General features: G+C 45.3%; 22 protein-coding genes. 7 read left to right on the forward strand and 15 right to left on the reverse strand.

The features are described 5' to 3' along the window. Positions 1 to 577: 577 nt before the first annotated feature. The 4 genes from MHI15_RS18470 to MHI15_RS18485 form a co-directional block, all read right to left on the reverse strand. Positions 578 to 1,978, reverse strand: coding sequence for an ADP-ribosylglycohydrolase family protein (locus tag MHI15_RS18470; protein ID WP_341164679.1), 1,401 nt, complete (start codon positions 1,976 to 1,978; stop codon positions 578 to 580). A gap of 553 nt (positions 1,979 to 2,531) precedes the next feature. Beyond that, the gene (locus MHI15_RS18475; protein ID WP_340033996.1) at positions 2,532 to 3,086 is read right to left on the reverse strand and encodes a pyridoxamine 5'-phosphate oxidase family protein; all 555 of its coding nucleotides are present in this window, start codon (positions 3,084 to 3,086) and stop codon (positions 2,532 to 2,534) included. Positions 3,087 to 3,630: 544 nt separating this feature from the next. After that, the gene (locus MHI15_RS18480; protein ID WP_341164680.1) at positions 3,631 to 3,837 is read right to left on the reverse strand and encodes a hypothetical protein; all 207 of its coding nucleotides are present in this window, start codon (positions 3,835 to 3,837) and stop codon (positions 3,631 to 3,633) included. A gap of 393 nt (positions 3,838 to 4,230) precedes the next feature. Continuing rightward, a complete protein-coding gene (locus tag MHI15_RS18485) occupies positions 4,231 to 4,818 on the reverse strand; it encodes a GyrI-like domain-containing protein (protein WP_341164681.1) in 588 nt (195 codons plus the stop codon). A gap of 156 nt (positions 4,819 to 4,974) precedes the next feature. Between MHI15_RS18485 and wrbA the strand changes: the two genes are divergently transcribed. After that, positions 4,975 to 5,610, forward strand: a complete 636-nt coding sequence (gene wrbA / locus MHI15_RS18490; protein WP_076129597.1) for an NAD(P)H:quinone oxidoreductase type IV — start codon at positions 4,975 to 4,977, stop codon at positions 5,608 to 5,610. 80 nt (positions 5,611 to 5,690) lie between these two features. Here the strand turns inward: wrbA and MHI15_RS18495 are convergent, their stop codons facing one another. The 5 genes from MHI15_RS18495 to MHI15_RS18515 form a co-directional block, all read right to left on the reverse strand. Then, the gene (locus MHI15_RS18495; RefSeq protein WP_438269054.1) at positions 5,691 to 6,689 is read right to left on the reverse strand and encodes a Gfo/Idh/MocA family protein; all 999 of its coding nucleotides are present in this window, start codon (positions 6,687 to 6,689) and stop codon (positions 5,691 to 5,693) included. A gap of 44 nt (positions 6,690 to 6,733) precedes the next feature. Beyond that, complete coding sequence (locus MHI15_RS18500) at positions 6,734 to 7,084, reverse strand: DUF1648 domain-containing protein (RefSeq protein ID WP_081387265.1); 351 nt, start codon at positions 7,082 to 7,084, stop codon at positions 6,734 to 6,736. 37 nt (positions 7,085 to 7,121) lie between these two features. Next, positions 7,122 to 7,448 (reverse strand): nucleoside triphosphate pyrophosphohydrolase, encoded by a 327-nt coding sequence (locus MHI15_RS18505; RefSeq protein ID WP_076129598.1) that lies wholly within the window; start codon positions 7,446 to 7,448, stop codon positions 7,122 to 7,124. A gap of 40 nt (positions 7,449 to 7,488) precedes the next feature. Then, positions 7,489 to 7,884 carry an 8-oxo-dGTP diphosphatase MutT gene (gene mutT / locus MHI15_RS18510; protein WP_076129599.1) on the reverse strand — a complete coding sequence of 132 codons (396 nt, stop codon included), beginning with the start codon at positions 7,882 to 7,884 and terminating at the stop codon, positions 7,489 to 7,491. A 167-nt stretch (positions 7,885 to 8,051) separates the two neighbouring features. Continuing rightward, positions 8,052 to 8,765 (reverse strand): YceI family protein, encoded by a 714-nt coding sequence (locus MHI15_RS18515; RefSeq protein ID WP_076129600.1) that lies wholly within the window; start codon positions 8,763 to 8,765, stop codon positions 8,052 to 8,054. Between the two features lie 126 nt (positions 8,766 to 8,891). On the opposite strand from MHI15_RS18515, the gene MHI15_RS18520 reads away from it, so the two are divergent. From MHI15_RS18520 to MHI15_RS18530, 3 genes are all read left to right on the forward strand, one after another. Continuing rightward, on the forward strand, positions 8,892 to 9,596 hold the full coding sequence (locus tag MHI15_RS18520; RefSeq protein WP_036680796.1) for a response regulator transcription factor: 705 nt from the start codon (positions 8,892 to 8,894) through the stop codon (positions 9,594 to 9,596). Continuing rightward, positions 9,584 to 10,999: a HAMP domain-containing sensor histidine kinase gene (locus tag MHI15_RS18525; protein WP_340977401.1), complete on the forward strand. Its 1,416-nt coding sequence runs from the start codon at positions 9,584 to 9,586 to the stop codon at positions 10,997 to 10,999. Before MHI15_RS18520 ends, MHI15_RS18525 begins: the two co-directional genes overlap by 13 nt. A gap of 69 nt (positions 11,000 to 11,068) precedes the next feature. Then, on the forward strand, positions 11,069 to 11,563 hold the full coding sequence (locus MHI15_RS18530; protein ID WP_076099543.1) for a hypothetical protein: 495 nt from the start codon (positions 11,069 to 11,071) through the stop codon (positions 11,561 to 11,563). A 96-nt stretch (positions 11,564 to 11,659) separates the two neighbouring features. Here MHI15_RS18530 and MHI15_RS18535 read toward each other — a convergent pair whose 3' ends face one another. After that, the gene (locus MHI15_RS18535; protein WP_341164682.1) at positions 11,660 to 12,787 is read right to left on the reverse strand and encodes a copper amine oxidase N-terminal domain-containing protein; all 1,128 of its coding nucleotides are present in this window, start codon (positions 12,785 to 12,787) and stop codon (positions 11,660 to 11,662) included. A gap of 170 nt (positions 12,788 to 12,957) precedes the next feature. On the opposite strand from MHI15_RS18535, the gene MHI15_RS18540 reads away from it, so the two are divergent. Continuing rightward, on the forward strand, positions 12,958 to 14,415 hold the full coding sequence (locus MHI15_RS18540) for an amidase family protein (RefSeq protein ID WP_341164683.1): 1,458 nt from the start codon (positions 12,958 to 12,960) through the stop codon (positions 14,413 to 14,415). A 6-nt stretch (positions 14,416 to 14,421) separates the two neighbouring features. On the opposite strand, the gene MHI15_RS18545 is transcribed toward MHI15_RS18540, so the two are convergent. Both MHI15_RS18545 and MHI15_RS18550 read right to left on the reverse strand, forming a co-directional pair. Continuing rightward, entirely contained in the window at positions 14,422 to 14,745 is a 324-nt protein-coding gene (locus MHI15_RS18545; protein WP_051491142.1) for a YciI family protein, read from the reverse strand. A 102-nt stretch (positions 14,746 to 14,847) separates the two neighbouring features. Then, positions 14,848 to 15,405: a DUF1273 domain-containing protein gene (locus tag MHI15_RS18550; protein WP_036680784.1), complete on the reverse strand. Its 558-nt coding sequence runs from the start codon at positions 15,403 to 15,405 to the stop codon at positions 14,848 to 14,850. 199 nt (positions 15,406 to 15,604) lie between these two features. Between MHI15_RS18550 and MHI15_RS18555 the strand changes: the two genes are divergently transcribed. Continuing rightward, positions 15,605 to 16,288 (forward strand): hypothetical protein, encoded by a 684-nt coding sequence (locus tag MHI15_RS18555; RefSeq protein ID WP_341164684.1) that lies wholly within the window; start codon positions 15,605 to 15,607, stop codon positions 16,286 to 16,288. A 100-nt stretch (positions 16,289 to 16,388) separates the two neighbouring features. Here MHI15_RS18555 and MHI15_RS18560 read toward each other — a convergent pair whose 3' ends face one another. Continuing rightward, positions 16,389 to 18,419: a beta-galactosidase gene (locus MHI15_RS18560; protein ID WP_341164685.1), complete on the reverse strand. Its 2,031-nt coding sequence runs from the start codon at positions 18,417 to 18,419 to the stop codon at positions 16,389 to 16,391. A 119-nt stretch (positions 18,420 to 18,538) separates the two neighbouring features. On the opposite strand from MHI15_RS18560, the gene MHI15_RS18565 reads away from it, so the two are divergent. Further along, positions 18,539 to 19,372 (forward strand): AraC family transcriptional regulator, encoded by an 834-nt coding sequence (locus tag MHI15_RS18565; RefSeq protein WP_254848824.1) that lies wholly within the window; start codon positions 18,539 to 18,541, stop codon positions 19,370 to 19,372. Positions 19,373 to 20,126: 754 nt separating this feature from the next. Here MHI15_RS18565 and MHI15_RS18570 read toward each other — a convergent pair. Together MHI15_RS18570 and MHI15_RS18575 are read right to left on the reverse strand one after the other, a co-directional pair. Further along, complete coding sequence (locus tag MHI15_RS18570; protein WP_340916554.1) at positions 20,127 to 22,118, reverse strand: beta-galactosidase; 1,992 nt, start codon at positions 22,116 to 22,118, stop codon at positions 20,127 to 20,129. Between the two features lie 137 nt (positions 22,119 to 22,255). Further along, positions 22,256 to 23,557 (reverse strand): ABC transporter substrate-binding protein, encoded by a 1,302-nt coding sequence (locus tag MHI15_RS18575; RefSeq protein ID WP_094902687.1) that lies wholly within the window; start codon positions 23,555 to 23,557, stop codon positions 22,256 to 22,258. Positions 23,558 to 23,614 lie beyond the last annotated feature (57 nt).

Here is a 23,614-nt window from a genome sequence, read left to right on the forward strand (position 1 = left end):
ACGGGATAACCTTGTCTTTGTGTCGGCTCGACGATCCTGTAAGCTCCACCACTTATAGCAACTAGCGTTGGACAGCGCTTCGATGGTTAATAGGTACGTAATGCCATGAAGATCACATAGCTCGTTAATCATTCGTAATTATCCTGTAGTCTAAGTCTCGTTAATTTACCTATTGTGGATGTTTTTAACAAACCATTGAACTTTCAAGTAATCTGCTCTAGACGCTTTCACACCATTGGTTACGCATCATCCCTTATGTGATCTACGTTTGATGTAACATCTTCAAGCAAATTTGCCATTGTTAGCAGTACCTGTTGCTAGACAAAAAGACACTAACCGGGGGTTGGTGTCTTTTTGTCCATGTACTAGCAGTCTATGGATAGATGAAAAAAATCAAAAAGTAACCTGTTACGGGATAATGTCGTATTGCATTAAGCACGGTGACTTTTACTCAGCTACTCAATTGGCACTTTTAATTTCTAAAGCACTTCTATATAGGTCCCACAAACACTCCAAGGAAATAAAATTGTGAACCGTAGTAACAGATATCTTAACCATTTTTTTGATGAAATCAAATTCAAAGGTTTAAATCGGTGTTCTCGTTTACATAGAGCTCGCTGGGTTCAATTCGATGTTGGTGAGTATGCAACAGCTCTGGCAAACGCCCCATCCGCTCAGCCAAACGGGATAGCTTTTGCTCATGAAAATTAGATAATCCCGTATGAATCCGGTCTTGGAAAGGCTCAAGCCATCTTGTTTCCAGGCTGTCAGAACCGAAATAAACCCCGAGCAGAGAGCCTGCTGTTGCTCCAAAACTATCCGTATCGTTGCCTTGCATCACCTGCTTGCATATCCCGTCACCGACATTGTCTGCAAATCGAAATGTATTAATTAAGGTACCTATTTCCTGATAAACCTGACAGTGACTATAATTTGCATACTTATGGTTAATGCTCTGATAAGCTTCCAGCCAGTTATCTGCATTCGCTACCCTCTGCAGGCAATCCTGAGTAATCTCATAGAATCGGCTCCTTCCAGGTACGAATTGCAGTGCAGTACTTATTATTTTAATAGGATCGCGCAGCACTTGCGCAACTGCAATCGCAGCGGCGATGAACATCGTGGCGTAGATCCCCGTCCGGCGATGTGTAAAACTTGCATCACGCCAAGCTAGCTCAGCGGCACGAGCGGGTTGACCGGGGCAGGCATAACCGTAAGCATCTGCGCGAATCGCTGCTCCGCATAGTTCTGTATCTTGCACCATGAAGTCGGGCCAAGCCTCTATTTCAGAATGATTGAATAGTTCTCTATCATGCTCCAAATAGCTAATCCCCGATCGAAGCAAGATGGTCCTCTCCGGCCCCCAAGTAGTACTTATCGGAAGATGATTTATCCATAAATCTCTTAAATTTCTTTTCGTAAAACCATCGCCAAATTGTTCTAACGCCATCATTCCCATTAATGTGTAATTGATATCATCATCAGGTGCCACATAACGAATTCGCCCCCGCGTCGTCTCAAACCAAGACCAATGTCGACGATCCAAAGCATGGAGAACTTCATCAGAAATGTAATCATTCAGTGGCCATTCCCCTACAGAAGTTAAAGCTTTACGCAATTCCGACAAGCTGGGGTTTACCTCAATCGGTTTGCCTAGCATTGAACCACAGACTGAAGCGAGGAATCCCGCCTCCACACGCTTGGAGCTATCCTTAAGATTCAAGATGCCGACCTGGCCTAAAGGTCGTGCCGGATCGCATTCCTGCCATATCTCTTGTAAATCGTTTGGTTCATAGTAAGGCCAATTGTCCCTCATTGGAATGGCCACCAAGCTATGAGCGAATTCCAGATAGGCATCATAGCTTGCGGGAAGCTGTTCCAGCTTGGCTAAATAACCCGAGGTTTGATGCCCCTGTGCAAATTTATTGCGTAAAATCCCCTCTAATTGACGTTTAAGAAATGCGAGTGATGGCAGCATGCTGTATCTCCTTTGTCCGTTTATTAATCTACGTAAAATAACTTCTACATGAGAATGTAAACGATGATTGATGGAAAAGCAGCCCATCCCATCGCCTTCATTATAAGTTTAAATAAACGAGCATGCGATGATAGAAATAACAGTAAAAGCAATAAGTTTAATAGACTATTAAATAGGGTAAGACACTCTAAAAAACCCTCCAATGGGATGCCAAATGAATCGTCACCCTTATGTCCTTCATTTTTTTGATTACGGGATTACAGGATTACGGATTAAGGAATTACTTGTCGCGTTCAATTAGCTTAATACTTTGCCTAATGAGATCGAATGTAATGGTTTATAGCATACACTGTATCCACCTAGTGAACATTTATAATGGTAGTCAAGCAACTATAGCGACTTGGGTGTACATATACGAAGCAGACAACTTTGAACGACTTGGATGTACATCCCTATTCGAAGTAGACAACTTTTAATGACTTAAGTAAGCAACCCTATGGTTTGTGCCTTCCTTCTACTGACCATAAGTATGGGAAATCCTCTCCCTCTCTGGTCAGTTTTTTTGTCCAAGAGGTGTGGGTAGCCCGTCTATACTCTTAGTGTTTTTCTCTTGTCTATATTCTTTCAGGCCTGCCTCGCCCTTTTGGATAGACCAACGCTGCAACGTATCCCGCTCACCCGCATAACTCATGAATGGGACTGAAAATCCGCAGGAAGTCTGTACTTTATGAACATCTATCAAAATGATCTGTCTAGCTCCAGGCAGAGATGTAAACAAAGGGGACAGTGTTTCCCATTCTCCTGATTCAGGCAAAATCACAGCCCCTGTTCCATACAGTCTTAAAATATTAGGCGGCCCCTCAAACGCACAAAACATAACCGTCACTCTTCCATTTTCCAGCAGATGCGCGCTCGTCTCATTACCGCTGCCAGTCATGTCTAGATAGGCCACCTGATTAGGAGACAATATCCGAAAACAATCATGTCCTTTCGGCGAAAGGTTAACATGCCCATCTTCTGAAAGCGGCGCTGACCCTACGAAAAATAGGTGCTGCCGAAGAATAAACTCTTCATGTACAGGTAGTATAGCGGTAAATTGTTTTCCCATTTGGCATTCTCCATTTCTGTATATTTGTGTGTTGGCTAATTGGTCACTCTACTCAACTCTATCGGATCCGCCGACTCAATGAGTTCCATGAACTACATGAACTACATGAACTACATGAACTACAACAGCTTCACCAATCATCTCAGTTCCATCAACCACATTTGCTTAACTAACTAGCTTTGCCGACTACATTAACTTCTATAGTTACATTAGCTCTATCAACTCCGTTAGTTTCACCAACTGGATCAGTTCCAAAAGTGCATTAACTCCATTAACAATACCCACTCCAATAGCTCCTCCATCAAACTAACTTTGACTAGGTCCAAGCGGCGTTTGCCGCTAATGTAGAGCACTTTTGCCTCTCTTTCTTGCTACTTTGGCTTGGTGCGGCTAATGTAGAGCACTTTTGCCTCTCTTTCTTGCTACTTTGGCTCGGTGGAGCAAATGTAAGGCATTTTTGCCTTTGTTTCTTGCTACTTTGGCTTGGGACGGCTAAGGTAGAGCACTTTTGCCTCTCTTTCTTGCTACTTTGGGATCGATACCGCTAATGTAGGGCACTTTTGCTCTTATTTCTGACTAATTCGACGTTATGCAGCTGATGTAGAGTATTTTTACCGTACATCCCCGCCACTTCTGCCCAATCCAGCAAATCTACGGGATTTTTACCGTTCATTCTCGCCACTTCTGCCCAATCCAGCAAATCTACGGGATTTTTACCGTACATCCCCGCCATTTCTGCCCAATCCAGCAAATCTACGGGATTTTTACCGTATATTTTTCCGCAGACACATTAGTTAAGTATATATACTCTAGGGCTTTTCTTATGTCTCCCCCCGTCTGCCTAAATGCAAGCCTCAGCAAAGATTAACAACACATCCCGAGAATTTTAAGCTGTTTAAATTCTCTTCCACCGTCAAGTAACCCTTCTCCCCGGTACCTGGCCGTCAGCAAAAATAGGGACTACCTCTCGGCAGCCCCCTTTCTCTCGCAAGCTGCTTGATACTACTGTCAGAAGCAACTCCCTTAAATCCCTTTTTCCCTATAAAATACTTCCCTTTAAACACTTCCCTATAACACTTTTCCCTAAAAAATCTCCCGCTTAAGCACTTAACCCACTAAGCACACAAAACCATCCTTCCCCTATCTATTCAATCGCAATATAAATCTCAACCTGCGTGTCAGCAGGGTCAAAATTCCGTGAATCATAAATCTCAAAATCCCCCGTGTAAGTTCTTACCTCCCCAGACTCCTTAAAGTACGCCCAAATCTCCTCCCACGCTTGCGCGACTACTTCAAATACCGGACCTTTTTTCGTCTTAAAAACCATGTATTTGCTCTCCGGTACAGCCGCATAGGTGAACTGGTTTTCCACTAGTTCGCTTTCCTCTAGCTCGTTTTCCTCTAGCTTGCTTTCCTCTAGTTCGCTTTCATCTGGTTCGTTTTCCTCTAGCTCGCCTTCCTCTAGCTGCCTTCCCTCTATATGTCTCTCCTCAGCTACTTCATGCCCGATCACAACGGTATACGCTCCGCTCGCATCACTCTCATAATCCGTATACAAAGCATAGATATACTCAGGATTTACCGTAGCTATCTGCCCCGCAATATTACTCTGAAAATAAGTTTCCCACAACTGCGACAAACCTCCATCAGGTCCCATTTCTGCTTCATTAGTTGTGTGTATGCTAACCCCCGCCAAGATCATTTTCGCTTTCTCTACAAAATAAGTATTCATCCATTCTCCCTCATTTCCTGTGCTTGAACTTAGTATACACAGGCAAAGTGGACATCTGTCTGTCCAGTTCGAATAGATTGATTTCATTCTGGGTTATAAAGACACCATTAGGGCAATTAATAGTATGGAACTACACTCGAAGGGAATGACTACAGCATGCCAAAAATCAAATTAGCTGTCATCTACTACAGTGCCACAGGAACTAACTACCAGCTAGCACAATGGGCCGCGGAAAGCGCAGAAAAAGCAGGAGCTGAGGTAAAACTGCTGAAGGTGCAGGAACTCGTCCCCGAGGACAAAATTCAAGCAAATCCAGCCATGAAAGCCCTAGCTGAGAAAACAAAAGATATCCCAGTTGCCACACCCGACGATATAGTCGAAGCGGATGCGATTATTTTCAGTTCCCCAACCCGTTACGGTAACATTGCTTCCCAGATGAAGCAGTTCATTGATACAACCGGTGGCATTTGGGGCAAAGGACTAACAGTAAACAAAGTCGTCAGCGCCATGAGCTCAGCACAGAACCCGCATGGTGGACAAGAAGCTACGATTTTGGCACTCTATACGTCGATGTATCACTGGGGAGCCATTGTTGCAGCACCCGGTTATACCGATCCAGTCACATTTGGTGCGGGAGGCAACCCTTACGGAACAAGTGTCAGTGTAGATGGAGACGGTAAAATGATCGAAGATCAGGATCGGATCCGTGACGCTGTTTTTCATCAAGCGAAGCGTACCGTTGAAGTGGCCGGCTGGGTCCAGGCAGGCAAAAACGCCAATAATCAGAACTAGCGCAGCTTAGTTAATATAACAACACCCCTCGGAGCTACTTGTGTAGCACTGCACCGAGGGGTGTTTAATTTATATTTTAATTACTCTCCAGGGTATTTAAGTCCCCACTGTGCACGCACTTGATCCAGCAGTTTCAGAATCGCTAACGATTCATCCAATGTCATCACCGGACTCTCTGTAAGCCCTGCCTGAAGACAACGTCCTACTTCCTCCGCTTCAAAACAATATCCAATAGAAGCACGGTCGTCCACAAAGCTCTCTACCTTCTCATCTCCTATATAAAGCGCAGCCGATTTCGGGTTCACTAATGTACCCTCTACAATAATACGGCCTTCTGTGCCAAACACATGCGCTTCCTCCAACATGTTAAGACGAATACCACCGTTCAACGAAGCGGTTTTCCCGTTACCATATGACAACAGCATCGAGAAATGCTCGTCCACTCCAGTCTCACCTATGTGCACTGTGCTGGAAATAGACTCAGGATGAGGTCCAAACACCATGGAGGCAAAAGAAACCGGATAAATCCCCACATCCAGCAGCGCACCCCCGCCCAGCTGCGGATTCAGCAATCTGCCTTCCGGATTCCAGTCGGTACGAAACCCTAGGTCTGCCTTCACCAAACGAACATCACCGATTCTACCCTCAGCAATCCATTCTCTAACCTTCACAATCGCCGGGATGTAGCGACTCCACATTGCCTCCATCAGGAATAGCTTATGTGCTCTAGCATAGGCCACAACTTCTTCCAATTCACCGCTGTTTACGGTAAAAGGTTTCTCACACAGGACAGCTTTGCCTGCACGCAGCGCCATTAAAGCATTTTCTTTGTGAAAAGGATGCGGCGTTCCAATATATACCGCGTCTACATTCGGGTCATTCAGCAATTCCTCATAGGTTGCATAGGCATGCGGAATCCCATGATTTTTAGCAAATTCATCGGCACTTTCCTGAGATCTTGACCCAACGGCATAAGCCACACCATTACTGGCATGCGCCAAATCAGTAACAAATTGATGAGCAATCCAGCCTGTGCTAATAATTCCCCATCTCACCTTGTAAGCGTTGTCCATTTTCATTTGCATGTTCCTCCTAATCCTTCTGCTAAGTCTCTTTAATTCTATCAGACCATTCTAATGAATGTATAGGAACTGATGCCAGCAAACACCACCGTCACCACCAAAATAGCAATATTCCAGATCTTGCTCAAGGCCGCTGAGTGCTCGTTAGAGCTTTGAATAAACGCTTTTTGCAAAAGGAACTGTAAAAGCTTCATGATTATGAATCCCAAACAACCCAGCCCGCTTTGCAAAATAACCTCCAGACTAGCTTTACTTACAAATCGATCAGCCATGTTCCCATCATAATGAATCGGCACGGTATCCGGCATTTTGGAATAAAGGAATAAATAAATAGCTACAGGAATCAAGGCCACCACACTGCTTAAGATCATCGTCAGTTTGGTTTTGAACAACGTTTTACCCTCCTTGTGCGGAAAAATAATCTCCCCGTTATTCTCCTTCCACTTCAATCAGATATATCCCCTTCTTAAATCCACCGCGACGTTTAGCTTTCTCTGCACGTTGCTTCTCCAGCTCCACGCTATTGCTCCCGTGTGTCTCCGCCAGAGCCTGAATTACTTCCAGCATATCGGCAAGCTCCTCCAGAGCTTCTTCATCACTTGCTGCCTGTAAATATTCCTTCGACTCTTCTTGCAATTTTTTGCGTAGTTCAGTTATGTATTCTTTGGACTCTAATATCCTTGTGTTAAAATCTTTACCTTGAGAAGCTATCAAATCGGGGATGCCGTCACGCACTAGCTTTTCATATACAGGCATTTAAGCTCTTCCTTTCTTCTATATTATATTATATCTCCCTTCAATCCGGCTTTGATTCCATCACTAGACGTTCTACAAAAGGAAGATCTGCCGGAGCAAACATGAACTGATCCAGTTCAGCCGGAAGCACCCACCTATGTTCGTCGTGATCCACCAGATCAATTACACCTCCCTGATACCGCGCTTTCCAAGCAATCAATTGGATCTTTATCTCTCCATAGTGATGCTCGTTCATGCCAAAGCTCTCATAGGGAAGGATTGTGATCCCCATCTCTTCCTGAAGCTCTCTTTGCAGACACTCTGCGATGCTCTCATCCTGCTCTATTTTGCCACCAGGAAATTCCCACAGACCTGCCTGCGATTTACCTTGCCGCCGCCGGGCAATAAGAATCTGCCCTTCTTCATTATGTATAATTGCTGCCGCCACCTTGATCACAAAGAACACCTCCACTATTGCTAGTTATTCGACAGATACTACTATTAAAACATACAATTCATTCCAAACCAAAGAGACTCTCCCAAACGCCAACACGGCCTGGGAAAATCTCTTCAGTACAGTCTCTCTATAAATTTCACAGCAGCGTTATCCTTACGAAAGAGCTACTATTTTGTCAGCACAAGCTCCAAACGAACCTCAAGATTATTTTCTGTATCCAGTACAACGGTGTGGGGATTGCTTAGACCAAAGTCAGAAAAGGCCACTGTTGTCGTTCCCGACAGCATCAACTGTCCCCCGCTATACGCCGCTTGCGACTGAAAGGTGACGTCCTTTTCTACTCCTTTTACGGTAAGCGTCCCCTGCATTTCAACAGGCACAGTTGCTCCTTCAGTCCATTCTGCCGGCAGCTCCGAAAATGACTTCACTACAAACGTGGATTGTGGAAATTCCGTAACGGATAGAAAATCCTCTCCTTTTACATGCTCGTCCCGTTGGCTATTGCCAGAATCCAGAGCGCTCATATCCACTGTCCCTTCCCCGGCCATCGAAGTAGAATCCTCTATATTTACCTTCCAGGTACCCTGAACTTTGTTGTCTACGAAGTTTACTGTTTCTTTAGAGGTCGTCACTGACCAATAGACTTTAGAGGTTTCCGCAAGGGTCCAATCCCCGTTTAATTGTTCGGCTGTGACCGCCACCCCTGCTGATGCTCCAGTGTTATTTGTTGTCTCTCCAGCATCTGCTGTGGTTGCTTGATTTGGAATCACGGACTCGATCTCTACATTATTGCCCAGCGATTTATCCAGTAATGTATAACCTGTGACTACTCCTACGATAATAACTCCTGCAGCGATCAAGGCTATTCTTTTTCTCTTCATCCTGTTCCCTCCAATATTCATAATTTCTGTATGCTTTCAAGCTCGTCCCTCATTCTAACAAAGCAATATGTCGGGAAGAAGTCAGAGCAGAACGGGCTATGATGTGTTAAACTTGTCGTAAATTTTATGGACTGGAGGTACTCCAATTTGACGAAATCCATTCTTGTTGTAGAAGATGAAGAAGCCATCTCTAGGGTCCTCAGTGCTTATCTGAAAAAAGCAGGCTTTCAAGTCACCCGTGTAGCCGATGGACGCGCTGCGCTGGAGTCTTTTGCTATATCTCCTCCTTCATTAGTATTACTAGACATCATGCTGCCAAACATGGACGGCTTTGAACTGCTTAAGCTCATCCGTGAAAAAAGCAGCTGCCCTGTGATCATGCTAACGGCAAGAGATGGGATCAATGACCGGCTAGCCGGCCTCGACGGTGGTGCGGATGATTATATGTCTAAACCTTTTATTCCCGAGGAGGTGGTAGCACGCGTGAACGCTGTCTTACGCCGTCCCTCGCAGTGGTCTGATGGCAGCCGTAAACGGCATTATGGCAGTTTGTTTATCGACTTCACAGCACGTGCTGTCTTTTTAAATGGGGCTGAGCTGAGTCTTAGTCCTCGGGATATGTCAGTGCTGTTATTTCTCGCTGAAAGACCTAATCAGATTTGTACGCGTGAGCAATTAATAGAATTTGTATGGGAAATGGATTATGAAGGAAGCGACCGGGCGGTAGATTTGTCGATCAAAAGACTACGCCAAGCGTTGTCGCACTGGCCTACTAGTGAGGGGGAAATCCGTACCCTAAGGGGGACGGGATATCAATTATGGACAACTTAAAGAGAAACAACGCCAAACGTACCTCTATCCTTTCTTACTGGACGATACGTTATCTGCTCATTATTAGTGTAGGCCTGCTCCTCACAGCTTTAGCTACATTATGGTGGATCCGTCAGGAGGCTATGAGCAATCGTCTGCAGACTGCGGGGCTTTTGGCACAGGAGATTGCAGATCGCAGCTTAAATATGGAAGGCTCCATTGAAATCAGCCATAATCTCGAAAAACTGATCGAAGACCGGAAGCGGTTTTTCAAGTTAACCATAGAGATGTGCGTGATCATTACTGATCAACAAGGTCAAATGCTATTCTCCCTGCCACCTCTAACTGACAAGGAAATGAGATATAAGCTAAATGATAGCCTGAACGACTCCCGCAGTCCTGAGTTTAAGGCTGCTGTGGCTCCCATAAATTCGGATGACAAAACACTGGGACAGGTTATTGTCCTGCAATCCAAAAAATCGCTGCGGCATATTCCACAGGAGGAGATCATATTTTTCTCCATACTGCTGCTGTTTCTAATCATCTTAAGTTGGCTAACCATTTACCTCTTATCTCGTAAACTGGCAAAACCCATTCAGAAGGTAGTCGAGGCTGCGGCTCAAATCAGCCATGGCCGTTATGATATCGTTCTAGATAAGGATGCTAAAGAGCGGGAAATTCATGAGCTGATGATGTCTTTTGAAGAGATGGCAGGCAAATTACAGCAATTTGAGCAGTCTCGAGCCGTAATGCTGGCCGGAGTCTCCCATGAGCTGAAAACACCCGTAACTTCTATTAAAGGCTTGGTGCATGCTGTACGCGAAGGGGTCGTTGAAGGTGATGAAGCTGCGGAATTTCTGGATATTGCCCTGCTGGAGGCTGGACGGTTGCAGCGAATGGTAGCCGACCTTCTGGATTACAATGCCCTGACTGCAGGAATGGTTTCTGTTCGTCACGACCGACTGGATGCCGTACCACTACTATCAGAAATCGTATATCAATGGAAACTGACACAGGCGGAAGATGTTGCTGAACCCGTGCTTCATATGCCGATTAATCCCTTATTTTTGCGTGGGGACTCCCTTCGTATCCAGCAGATTATCGTCAATCTACTTAATAACAGCGTACAAGCCAAAGCTCCGGATCGAAAGGTGCAGCTTACGATAGACCTGCTGGAGCAGCAAGGTCATGGCTTTGCCGAAATCCGTGTTCAAGATAACGGGCTTGGCATCTCATCCAATCATAGTGAGCATGTCTTCGAAGCCTTCTTCCGGGGCAGCGATAAGCAGAGCACACTGCGTGGTCTGGGACTCGGCCTAACCTTCAGCCGTCTGCTGGCCGAATCTATGAACGGAAGCCTCGTGCTTGAGGAGCACTCAGACAAAGGCTGCACCTTCGTGCTGTCTCTGCCGCTTGATGATTAAAAAATAGTCTACGATCCAGCGACATGGTATAATCATGTGCACAATCACACCGAAAACCGGAGGCTGTATATGCTTACTTTTGAACAAAAATTAGCGATTCTCGACTCTTATCCCCAGCTGGAACGCAAAAATGTATCCCTTGGGCGCGTGAACTATCACTACGAGGAAAGCCAGCATGATAAGAAAACCGTGGCTTTTCACCTGCATCCAAATGGTAATGGCTATGTGTTCGCAGGCTTACTGCGGGGCTACGAGACAGATGATAAGGGCTTCGTGAATATTCGCGACTACTCGGAATCCGAGCTGCGCAGTTTGCTGGATGCCTCCATCACCTCACTGTCTATTTACATTCCTGATGCTCCTGTAGCCAGCAAAAGAAAGAAAAAGGCTGCGGCAACTGCCGATACACTCTGGACTAATGATGAGGGCCAAACCCTAACCCTAAAGCTTGAGGATGATTTATGGTATGTCTATGCCGACCTCAATCTGGAGATGGCGTTTGAAACGCTTGAGGAAGCTAAAGAATATTTAGCGGAAGAGGGATTTACAGCAGCGCAGGAGTAATTGTCAGACTTTAATCTACACACTCACAACAAAAGAGGTGTCTGAGCAGCCATTTATTTTGGCCGTTCGGACACCTCTTTTCTAATAAAACGATCCTTAATATACAGGTTCCGTATATATGTAACTATAAATACCCAAATCGAGCTCGGAAACCACTTCATAATCTAGTTGGAATTCTATAGTCTTATTTGATAGACCTCCTACAAAATAACCGCCCTCCACAACCAACCTATCCTTCCCTCCAACTGGGGCGACCAAGATCAGCTGTTCAGCTTTATTGGCTGGGATCACAAAGTTTTGCAGCCCACCCGTCTGATCTTGAATATATTTACGGACAGATACGAGGTTACTGCCTAATTCCGAGAGGCCGGAATTGTCGTTCCGCCATACATCAAGCGCATCTTGTTGGGATTGGTTGGAACTGACACATGCCTGATTAACTGAAAATTCAGGGATTTTATATATATTCCCGCCAATATTATCGATAACTACTTTATGGGTTACTTCCGTACAATTTTCAATTTTCAGAGTCGGCATGGGGTCCTTTTCCTTTGAGAATGTCTTTATGATTTTTTGATCACCAGACTTAAAATTTATTGAGATGTCTTTATTATCCATGTTAGAAAATTCGAGCAAGCTATACAACTGATTATTTTTAATTCCGTAGTGCTTTACGTTTATAACAAACCTGTTTCTCTCATCTGATAACGATTTTGATTGCTCTTGGCTTCCTACTGAAATTGTTCTGTTGACCGGGGCAATAATCTTCTCCTCGGCAACTGGTGAGGTTATGTAAATAGATTTTGTACCTTCATCCCAAGTGACACTACTACCCAACACTTCGCTAATAAATCTTAAAGGGACGAGTGTATTATTTTGAAAATTGATACCTTTTAAGACTTGCTCATGCTCTTTGGCGTTTACAATTACTCTTCCTTCCTTGACCAGATAAAAAATGTTAATATCCCCTTTAACCGCTGAGACCGACTTCGTATGATTATCCCATTTAATAGTTGCGCCTAAAGCTTCAAAGATCGCCCGCATAGGTACGTATGTAACTCCATCTTTCAGTATAGGACTTACATTAAAATGTAATTGCTTACCGTCCAAATAACATTTGAGATCACTGTCTTCCGCAAAGGCTTGACTTGAAGATAAAACAGCAAAACTTATCATCACCACAAAAAAAGTGATAATTTTTGAAGCAAAGTTGTGGTTTTTCATGTTCTTAATTTAGCTCCTAATCTAGAAAAATAAAAAAATTACAATGCACACCTGAATATATCAAATGGCCAATCAAAATGTAAGTCTAAAAAGAAAACTACCAACGACACCCAAATTATGGTTAGATGAAGGAGAAGCCATATCCTAGAGGGAAAGAAGCGTGAACGCATATGAGTTTTGAAATCGTAGAGGCCACCATACCGGACATCCAAGCCGCATTAGAAGCCGGAGAAATTACGTCAAAACAACTAGTTCTCATGTATTATGAACGCATTGCTGATCACGACAAAAACGGCCTGACGATTAACTCTGTACTGGAGATTAATCCTGATGCGTTGTTTATCGCAGAATCTCTGGATGTGGAACGGGCAATTAATGGCCCACGCGGCCCCCTGCACGGGATACCTGTGTTATTGAAAGATAATATCAATACTGGGGACAAAATGCATACAAGTGCGGGTTCGCTGGCTTTGGCGAATTCTTTTGCCGGGGAAGATGCGTTTATAGTTACCAAGCTGCGTGAAGCCGGCGCCATTATTATGGGTAAAGCCAATATGACCGAATTCGCCAATTTTATGACGAACGGCATGCCCTCCGGTTACAGCTCCCGCGGCGGGCAAGTCCTTAACCCCTACAATATTTCTACGCCAACCGGCGGCTCTAGTGCGGGTTCAGCAGTAGCTGTCGCTTGTAATTTCTGTACGGTCTCTGTTGGCACAGAAACTTCGGGATCGATTCTTAATCCCGGTAATTTGGGCTCCATCATCGGCATTAAGCCAACCGTGGGGCTGCTCAGCCGTTCAGGAATCCTGCCGCTCTCCAATACACAAGACACCGCAGGCCCTATGGCTAGAACCGTTCATGATGCCGTGTTACTGCTAAACGCCATGCTGGGCAAGGATCAACGCGATGCAGCTATGGGAACAAATACAGGTAGAATCCACGAGGATTATACTGTATTCCTTGATCCGAATGGTTTGCAGGGCGCTCGAATTGGGATACCACGTGATTATTATTTTGAGGAGCTCACAGATGAGCAGCTTGCTTTGTTCAACGCTTCCGTCGACAGGATGAGAGAGCTTGGAGCGACCATCATTGATCCTGCGGATATTAAGACCGCCCGGGAAATTAGTTACTCTTCGGTGGTATTAAACGAATTCAAAACAGCACTGAATGCTTATTTGTCTCATTTGGGCCCCGGAGCACCTATGCGAACCTTGAAGGATATTATTGATTTTAATCATGCACACCCTGTGGAGACTTTGAGATTTGGTCAAGCTACATTAATAGATGCGGAATATACCTCCTCCGGCACACAAAGCGAAGCTCAATATTTACGCCATCGTGCGACTGACCTGAAGCTGTGCAAGGAAGAAGGGATCGATGCCACTATGAAAGAATACAATCTGGATGCCCTGCTGTTCCCTGCCGATTTTGGCGCCAGAATTACTTCCAGAGCAGGATATCCGTCCATCGTCGTTCCTTCTGGATACACTTCGGCCGGCGCTCCCTTTGGTGTAACCTTCTCAGCAAAAGCTTATCAGGAGCCTACGCTTATCAAGCTAGCCTATGCCTATGAGGAGCATTACAAAGTGCGAAAAGCACCTTCGCTAAAAAGCTTCATTTGATTAAACCTATTCCTGGAGTGGAACAATACCTAAATGCCTGTTTCCCTCATGGGACAGACTCCATGTACGCACTTCATAGCTACGAATGCCAGACAGCACGTAAGGATCTTTTTCGGCAAGGAGAACGGCTTCTTCGCGTGAGTTCGCTCTTACAATAACCATACCGCCAGGACAATCACTAAAGGGACCACACAGCACTAATTGTCCTTTACGGTCCAGCTCTTGTAAATGCTTAACATGACCACGAATAATCTCCATGTCTCTACGGTCTTGATTCGTCGGGCTAAGCAAAATAACATAACAAATATCTGCTTGATTGACCTCACTCATCCTATTCTCCGCCTCTCGTTCAAATAGAAACTAAAGCCCGTAACGGTGATTTCCCAATGCCGATTCGGGCTTTTTTATTTCGCGATGTCTTCGTTCGTAGCTTTATTCATAATCTCGCTGATTTTCTTCATCGGCAATATTTTGAATCTCATCAGAATGAATAAGAAACAGCTCGTAGTCCCCCTCTGCATGCAGCTTCAGCGCTCGTTCTTTAAAAAACTTCGGGCTGCCTTCCGCCGCATCCTCATCATAAAAGAGCAATATCCCGTCACTTTTGCGGAACAACAAGTCATCTCTGGCCCTGAACTGCCAGCTGCCGTCATAAGGGGCATTACTGACCGCCCTGCAAAAGTCCGCACCCGCAATAATACGTCGGTATTCCTCCTGCTTCTCTTCCTTCCACTTCTCTTCCTGTCCAGTATGCGCCGTAATGATCCCCAATTTCAATTCAGGATATTGAGTCTTGAGTTCACATACCACCTCACAAGCCCAAAGATCGACACCATACTGGCCGGGGGTAATAATCCATTCGACGCCTTCTTCAATTAGCGGCTTTAATCTGTTAGACAGCGCCTTTTTGATATAAGGAATTCCCGGATGCTTATTGTCAAAAATACCGAGCTCATGCGCACGGTAGCCTGTTACGAGTAAATTCTTCATGTACTGCCTCTTTCCTGAACGTTGGTTATCTCTTACCATGACTTACCTTTGTAGAGTTTTATCCCACTTATATGATTATTATATAGCATTTACATGATCTATTTCTTTAGGCAAACTTTCAGCTGATCTTAAGCAACCTTTCAGAACCGTCTGATATATTTCTCCTAATCAATCTAAAACTATTAAGGAGAGAAAATAAATGAAGAAATTAATAACGATTATGATCTCAGGAAGTCTACTCGCTTCTCTACTATTGGCTGGCTGCAGCACCAATTCGGAGTCCGAAGGAACAGCTGTTACTAATAACCAAGCGAGCACAACACCCGCAGATAACACTGAGGCACAGCAATCTCAAGGAAACGGCAATCAACAAAACGGCAGACCCGGCATGTCCATGAACTTCGGCAAGATTAAGAGTATTAGCGACAACACAATTACAATCTATACGTCAGAAATGCCTTCCCCGCCCGCACAAGGCACTGGAGATACGGCTGGAGCCGATATGCAGAACGGCCAGGCTGGTACTCCACCGGAAAGACCCGAAGGTGATCAAGGCTCAGAAAACGGTACACCTCCAGAGGGGGGAATACCGGAAGGCGGAGCCCCTGACGGCGGTGGACAAGGTGGTGGACCACAGGGCGGCGGGATGCAGCAAACCTTCTCCGAGGAAACCACAGATATTACAATTGATGCTGATACCAAAATTGTAACGGTTACCTTCGACAATGGCACGCGTCAGGAGAACACGATCAGCTTAGCTGACCTGAAAGCTGATGACATTATCCAATATACACTTAAATCAGATTCCACTGTGGCGGAGAGCATTACCTTAAGCAGCGGAAACCCAATGGGGATGGCTGAAGGCAAAAAGAGCAGCGACTGAACTACCAAAAAATAACAGAAAAAAATCCCCACCTACGATCAGCTTCAAAAAGCGTTTTGTAGTGGGGATTTCAAATTTATATAGGTTAGACGAGACTCAACTATTTTTTGTCCGACAAAATCAATACTCCACGACCCGGTACAACTGCTGAACCACTGATTACATTACCTGTCAGTAGATCAGTACGCTCAGCTGCCCCAATATCCGCGCTTAAATCCCCGGCAGTGTGGTTCAGTAAGAACAAGTAAGATACGCCATCCTTCACACGTTGAACAGATTCGATACCTTCCGGTGCAGTTACCAGCGGCTGAATGTTCTTTTCGGCACATAGATTCGCAAAGAATCCTTGTAGGAATCCAGCTTCTGGGCTAGTCGCCACATAATAAGCTTTACCTTCGCCAAATTTATTCACAGTCAATGCAGGCATTCCTTTATAGAAATCAGAACCGTACTCTGCCAAAACTTCTGCCCCTTCGGCATGGATCAGATCGCAGAGCAGATCACATTTATAAGAACCACTCAAGCTACCCCACGTTTTATCCAGCACGAGTTCATTGCTCATACCTGGCAGTAATGCATCGATTTCCTCTGCCCAAATTCCAAGCACTTTACGCAATTCGCCTGGATAACCTCCAACCGTCACGAGGTCGTTCTCATTAACAATACCGCTGAAATAAGTTGTAATGAATGTGCCGCCCGCTTTTACAAAAGCTTCAACCTTCTCTGCAAAACCTGGCTTGACCATGTACATTACGGGTGCGATAACAATTTCATACTTGGACAGGTTCTCTTCGACCCCGATCATGTCGGCTTCGATATTTTGCTGATACAGCGCATCATAATATTTGTGGACTTCATTCACGTAATCCAAGGCAACCGACGGACCGCTTGAGAGATCAAGCGCCCAACGATTTTCCCAATCGTAGATGATCCCTACCTTAGCTGCACTGCGCGCATCCAGTAGTTGATCTCCAAGCTGCTCGAGCTCTTTACCCAGCTCAGCACATTCACGGAATACCCGTGTGTGTTCATGACCCACATGCTCAATTACCGCTCCATGATACTTTTCACAAGCCCCTATCGAACGACGCAGTTGGAAGAACAACACAGTATCTGCACCACGCGCTACAGCCTGGTAACTCCATAGACGCATAACGCCTGGACGTTTCAAAGAGTTGTACGGTTGCCAGTTCTGCTGGCTCGGTGTTTGCTCCATCAGCATGAACGGTTGGCCATTTTTTAATCCACGCATAAGATCATGTGTCATTGCTGTAAAGCTGACCGGTGTGTCCAGTGAAGGATAGTTGTCCCAAGAAATTACATCCATATGCTTGGCCCACTCAAAATAATCCAGCTCCGGATAAAAGCCCATCAGGTTCGTTGTAACAGGTACGTTGGTGCTGTGTTCTTTGATCGCTTCGTATTCGATTTTGTAACATTCGAGCAAGCTATAAGACATAAAACGGCGATAGTCCAACGAGATTCCTTGGAAGTTAGTACGGTTACCGTTCCATTCTTCACTCAGCTCATTTGGCACCACAATTTCTTCCCAATCATAAAACGTATGTCCCCAAAAGCGTGTATTCCAAGCCTTGTTCAAAGCATCCAGCGAACCATAACGCTCCTTCAACCAGACACGGAAGGCAGCAGCGGACTGTTCGGAATAATCATAGCCACCATATTCATTAGAAATATGCCAAGCTACCAGTGCCGGATGATCCTTGTAGCGTTCTGCCAGCTTACCAGCCAGCTTCGCTGCATACTTGCGGTAAACTGAACTGTTCGGATTGGAGTTATGACGTCCGCCGAACTTACGTTTTCTGCCCTGCACATCGACACGGGTCACTTCAGGATAACGATGAGCCATCCAAGCTGGATGTGCTCCTGTTCCTGTAGCTAGACATACATAAGTTCCATTTTTATATAGTCTATCCATTAATTCATCCAATGAGGAGAAATCATAAGTATCTTCGGAAGGTTGGATTAAAGCCCAGGAAAACACATTAATTGTGGCAACATCAATTCCCGCCAGCTTGAACATCCGTTCATCCTCAGCCCATACTGGCGCATCCCATTGCTCCGGATTGTAGTCTCCACCGTACCAAATTTTAGGTAATTTATCGTTAATCACACTTCGCACACCCTTTATAGTATAATTATATATCTATTGTAAATGGTTAAGGTTGCCCTTTAAATATAAAATAATATCTCATACATATAAGAATATAGAACTAACAGGAGAGGATAACATTGTCCGAAATCATGCATCGCAGGATCGTATTCGTCCATGAAGGTGGACAGCACTTGCCAATCACTTTAGACAGTATGGGGCACAATCATGATCAGGAAAAAGTATCCCGCCCCGATGGTTATGACACGTATCATTGGCTTCAAACCTCAGAAGGTGAAGGGATCATCCATTTTGACAATAAAACCTTTTCCCTGCCCGAAGGCAGCGGCGTATTACTACTTCCTTATACACCCCATCGTTATGAGGCTTCCACTAAAAACTGGGGTACCTATTATCTAACGTTTGGTGGCGATTCGGCACACTCTATTTTGGAGACCCTTGGGATGAATAGTAATTCTTTTTACCGTTGGGAAAATGAAGCGCCTCTCCCCAATTTGCTGAAGGAAATGCTGGATCGTCATGATGCCTATCAGGATATGTTTGGTCTCGGCGCCTCAACAGATGCTTATCGTTTTTTGCTTACTTTGAGTAAATATGGCCAGCTTCAAAATAATACGGCGATTTCCCGCAATGTAGATAAGCTGCAGCCACTGCTAAAATGGATGGACAGCCATTATGGCGATCCTGATCTTGGACTGAACGATCTAGCCGATGAACTAGGCGTATCTGGGCGCTATCTTAACAACCTATTCGTCCAAACTTTCGGACTCTCGCCTTATGCCTATTTCGTACGTTTACGCATCCGGAAAAGCAAAGAAATGCTCGTAAGCCAACCCGATCTTACGGTAAAAGCTATCTCCCAGCTAGTCGGCTTCCGCGATGTCAGCCATTATGTAGCCACATTTCGCAAGCAATCCGGGACTACGCCGGAGCAATTTAGACGCCTGCATTAAACATGCCCCGCCTGCTGTGGAGAAATTGCTCGCTGGGAATATGCGGCTAGAACGTAGTAAGAGTATGGTATGCGCTACTATTGTGTAGAATTGGGGGGTACGGTGAAGTCGGTGCGGTACGGTACGGTGGCTGGGTGCATTTGGCTGCGAGTGTACGGCACCTGTGAGATGGATCGTGCAGATCTGCACATGGTGGAGTCCTTGTGAAAATCTGCTATGTTGGGGTGCAGCTCTCTTCAGTCAGTATGAGTAAGTCAGACGAAATAATTGCACTTTGTACACTTAAAATAGCCTGCACGGCAGAAATTATCCATATAAGTGTATTCTGTGCAACTATATTCTCGGAATATGGCCTTGCAGCGGGATAAGCCAATTTTCAGCTGCACAAAGTGCAACTAAAACCAATTAAATACTCCAACACTTCAAATAAGTGTACGAAGTGCAACTATTTTCTGTTGTGCTTCTGTTGAAGTTTCTGCATGCCCTACTCCACTCATTTTTTACTCCACACTTCCACTTACTTCACTATTCCTACTCCACACATCCCTCACTCCATCTTCACCAACCTTCACTTCACCCTACTCCACACATCCCTCACTCCATCTTCACCAACCTCACTTCACCCTACTCCACACATCCCCCACTCCATCTTCACCAACCTTCACTTCACCCTACTCCACACATTTCCCACTCCACTTTCCCCTCTCCTGCCACACTCCCAAACCCACTCCAAAATCTCTTTACTCAAAACCACTCAAATCTCCAGCACCTCAACACCATACGGCTCGAGCTGGAGCTCTCCCGATCGAATCTTATTATCCAGCAGGCTGCTGTATTCTCGTGGCAACGGAACGATCACCGACTCGCGGCTCAGATTAAGCAGGAACAAGAAGCTTCCCTGATCTCCAGTCCGCACGGAGGCATGTACTCCGTTTGGCAATCCTTCATAGTATAACAACCCTTTTTCCTTAGCCAGGTTCTCCAATAGAACTGACCAGTATTGCTCTTCCGCATGGGTTCCAAAGTAATAAACCTGACCTTTGCCGAAGGAATTAACAGTAACAGCGGGTGTGCCGCGATAGAAATCATCACCATACCAGGCAATTGGCTGGGCCACTACAGGTCGGAGGATGTCGCACCACTGCGTACATTCATATGGGTTACCCTCCGCATCCACGATGACATGTGTTTCAACGCCAATCGGATCATACTCCAGCACTTCAACGCCGGTACAATAGCTCAGCTGCCCAGGCAGCGGTTGCATGACTGCGATGTTGTTTATATTTTTGACGCCACTACGGTTGGTGATCAGCAAGGTCCCGCCAGCGAGGGCAAAATCCTCCAGATTACGTACGATCTCCTCATCCAGCAAATATAAATTCGGAGCGATTACTACTTTGTATCCATCAAGCGGTTGTCTGAGGTCGATAACATCGCAGCCCATGCCAAGCTTGGTCACCGCCCGGTGAATCTGCTTAATGTTCTCATAATAATCAAAGCCCTCTGCCTGCGGCTGAATATCCAGCGCAGCCTTCTCTTCATGAGAATGGAGGATAGCCACTTCGTTTTTCAGCATCGTTCCTTGGAGCTTGCCGCTCAGCCCATTAACCTCATGACATAGCTGCGTGAACTCCGCTAATCTGCGTCCGGGAACATTGCTGTGATCAATCAGCCCGTGCCAGAATTGTTCTGCTCCTGAAGTTGCACTTCTCCAGCGAAAATGAACAACAGTATCCGCACCTCTAGCAATCGCCTGCCATGCATAGGCACGAATCAGTCCCGGATAAGGGGTTCGCCACATCGGCATCCAACAACCCGGAGATCCACTCAGCTGCTCCATGATCCAGAAGTTTTGGCGTTTGATGCCACGGGTTACGTCCAATGAAAGTGCTCCGCTATAAGGCGTTGTCTCTTGTTTGGTTGGCGAAGTATTCGGATAATAATCAAACGCAGCCACGTCCAGATCTGCACCCACTGCGTACATATCGAGACGCTGCGGATAGCTGTGAAAGTTATGGGTTATGAAATGCTCTGGACAAATCATACGCAAAATATTGATCTGCGCTGTCTGAAACGCTACCACCGAATCCCACTGAAACCGCTGAAAGTCCAGCAGAAAAGATGGATTCTGATGAGGTGATCCGCCCAACGGCACGGTAAGCTCATTCCAATCGCTGTACTCCCCGCTCCAAACAACGGTTCCCCATTCTGCATTGACCTCAGCCAGTGTTCCGTATTTAGCTTGTACCCATGCTCGAAAAGCAGTATTACAAGCGTCACAATGACAATCCAACATGCCAAATTCATTATCAGTCTGCCAGCCTATGACGGCCGGGTGTTCACTGTAACGTTCGGCAAGACGCAGAATAATACGGCTGCCATACTCACGCAGCGATGTGCTGTTATAGCAGCGGTGTCCACGTACCCCCGGGTGAAAAATCTCTCCATTAGCAAACACCGGAAGCACATCCGGAAATTTCGTCGTTAACCATCTTGGCGGTGTAGCTGTTGGCGTACCCATCACAACCTGCAGATCATATTGATGAAAAAGGTCCAGCGCACGGTCCAGCCACTCAAACTGGTAATTCCCCTCAGTTGGCTCCAGTCGGCTCCATGCGAACTCAGCAACCCGGACTACTTTAACACCTGTTTCTTTCATCAACTTGATATCTGGTTCCCACATGGATTCATCCCAATGCTCCGGGTAATAGTCCACACCCATCTGAACATGATCATATCGTTTCATTGGCGCTTCTCCCCATCCCTTGATAATCAGCCCTGTTTCCCAAAAAAAGCGCTCCCCGTCTCAAATTGATGAGGTATACGGAGAGCGCTTCTGTTAACCACTAATATCCATTAAATCTTCTCTATAATGTGCTTTACTTATTTTTTAAGCTTGTCCCATGCAGCTTGCATACCAGTCATCCAACCGTTAACGTCAACCTTGTCAGCAATGAACTGTTGAATCACGCTGGCAAATTCTTGCGTTACACCATCAGGGAATTTAGAGGATTGCAGGCCATAAACTTTGTTTTCTTTTACATAGTTCCATACGTCTGCTCCAAGCATACCGATGTCTTCAGGTGTTGCTTCGATTGTGGACAAAGCAGGGATGAATTTCCATTTTTTAACGATGTACTCTTTACCCATATCGGAAGTTACCAACCAGTTCAAGAACGTTTTTGCTTCTTCTTTAGAACCGGATTCTTTGTTGACTACAAGGTTCGCAGGGATACCAACAGTCATTTTGTCATTCTTCTCAGCATCTTCATTGATTGGCATAGGGAACATGCCAATGTTCATATCAGGAGTGATGTTATCAACAAGAGTTTGTGCCCAGTTACCTTCTTGCATCATTGCAGTTTCGCCTTTTGCGAACATTGCCAGGTGAGTGTTAGCATCTGTGGTCAAAGGATTCTTTTGTCCGTATTGTAAAGTCAGTTTGAGATACTTGCTCCACTCTTCAAACGTTTTATTGCCTACAATTGTACCAGTTCCTTCATTCAAACCTTTGATGAATTCATCTACATTATCTTGTTGTGCAAAGGCTACGCTGATCCCTTGGTTACCTAGCAGCCACCATTCCTGATATGCATTACCAAAAGGAGTTACATCGATAGCTTGCAGCTTTTTGGCTGCTTCTTCAAGCTGTGACAATGTTTTTGGAGTTTCAGTGATTCCCGCTTTAGCGAACAAGTCCTTGTTATACACAATACCGATACCCTCAAGGTTCATTGCCATACCGTATACTTTGCCATCTTTAGTCATAGGCTCTGCAGCCATAGGAATCAGATCTTTTACCCAAGGTTGGTCGGACAGATCTTCCATCTTGTCTCCCCAAAGTTCCATTTCTGCATATCCACCATTGGAGAAAATATCAGGCGCATCGCCGGAAGCGAATTTAGTTTTCAATGCTGCTGCGTAGTCCGCACCACCACCAACTGTTTGGATATCCAGCTTGATGTTAGGGTATTCTTTTTCGAATTCAACCTTAAGCTCATTGAGGCCTTCTACGATTTCAGTTTTGAATTGGAAGATCTTAACGGTCTTCACTTCACCTGAATTTGTGCCAGCGCTTCCATTTTGTGAGTTACTAGAAGCGTTATTATTACCACCACATGCCGTTAGAGCTAAACTCATTGCCATTACTGCTGATAGAGCAACTGCGGAGTGTTTCTTCTTCATTATATATTCCCCCTTAAAATAGTGGACTGCTTAAAAAATATTTGGAACGGAGGGCTC

Source organism: Paenibacillus sp. FSL H7-0918 (assembly GCF_038007025.1).
Lineage (GTDB): Bacteria > Bacillota > Bacilli > Paenibacillales > Paenibacillaceae > Paenibacillus_AQ > Paenibacillus_AQ odorifer.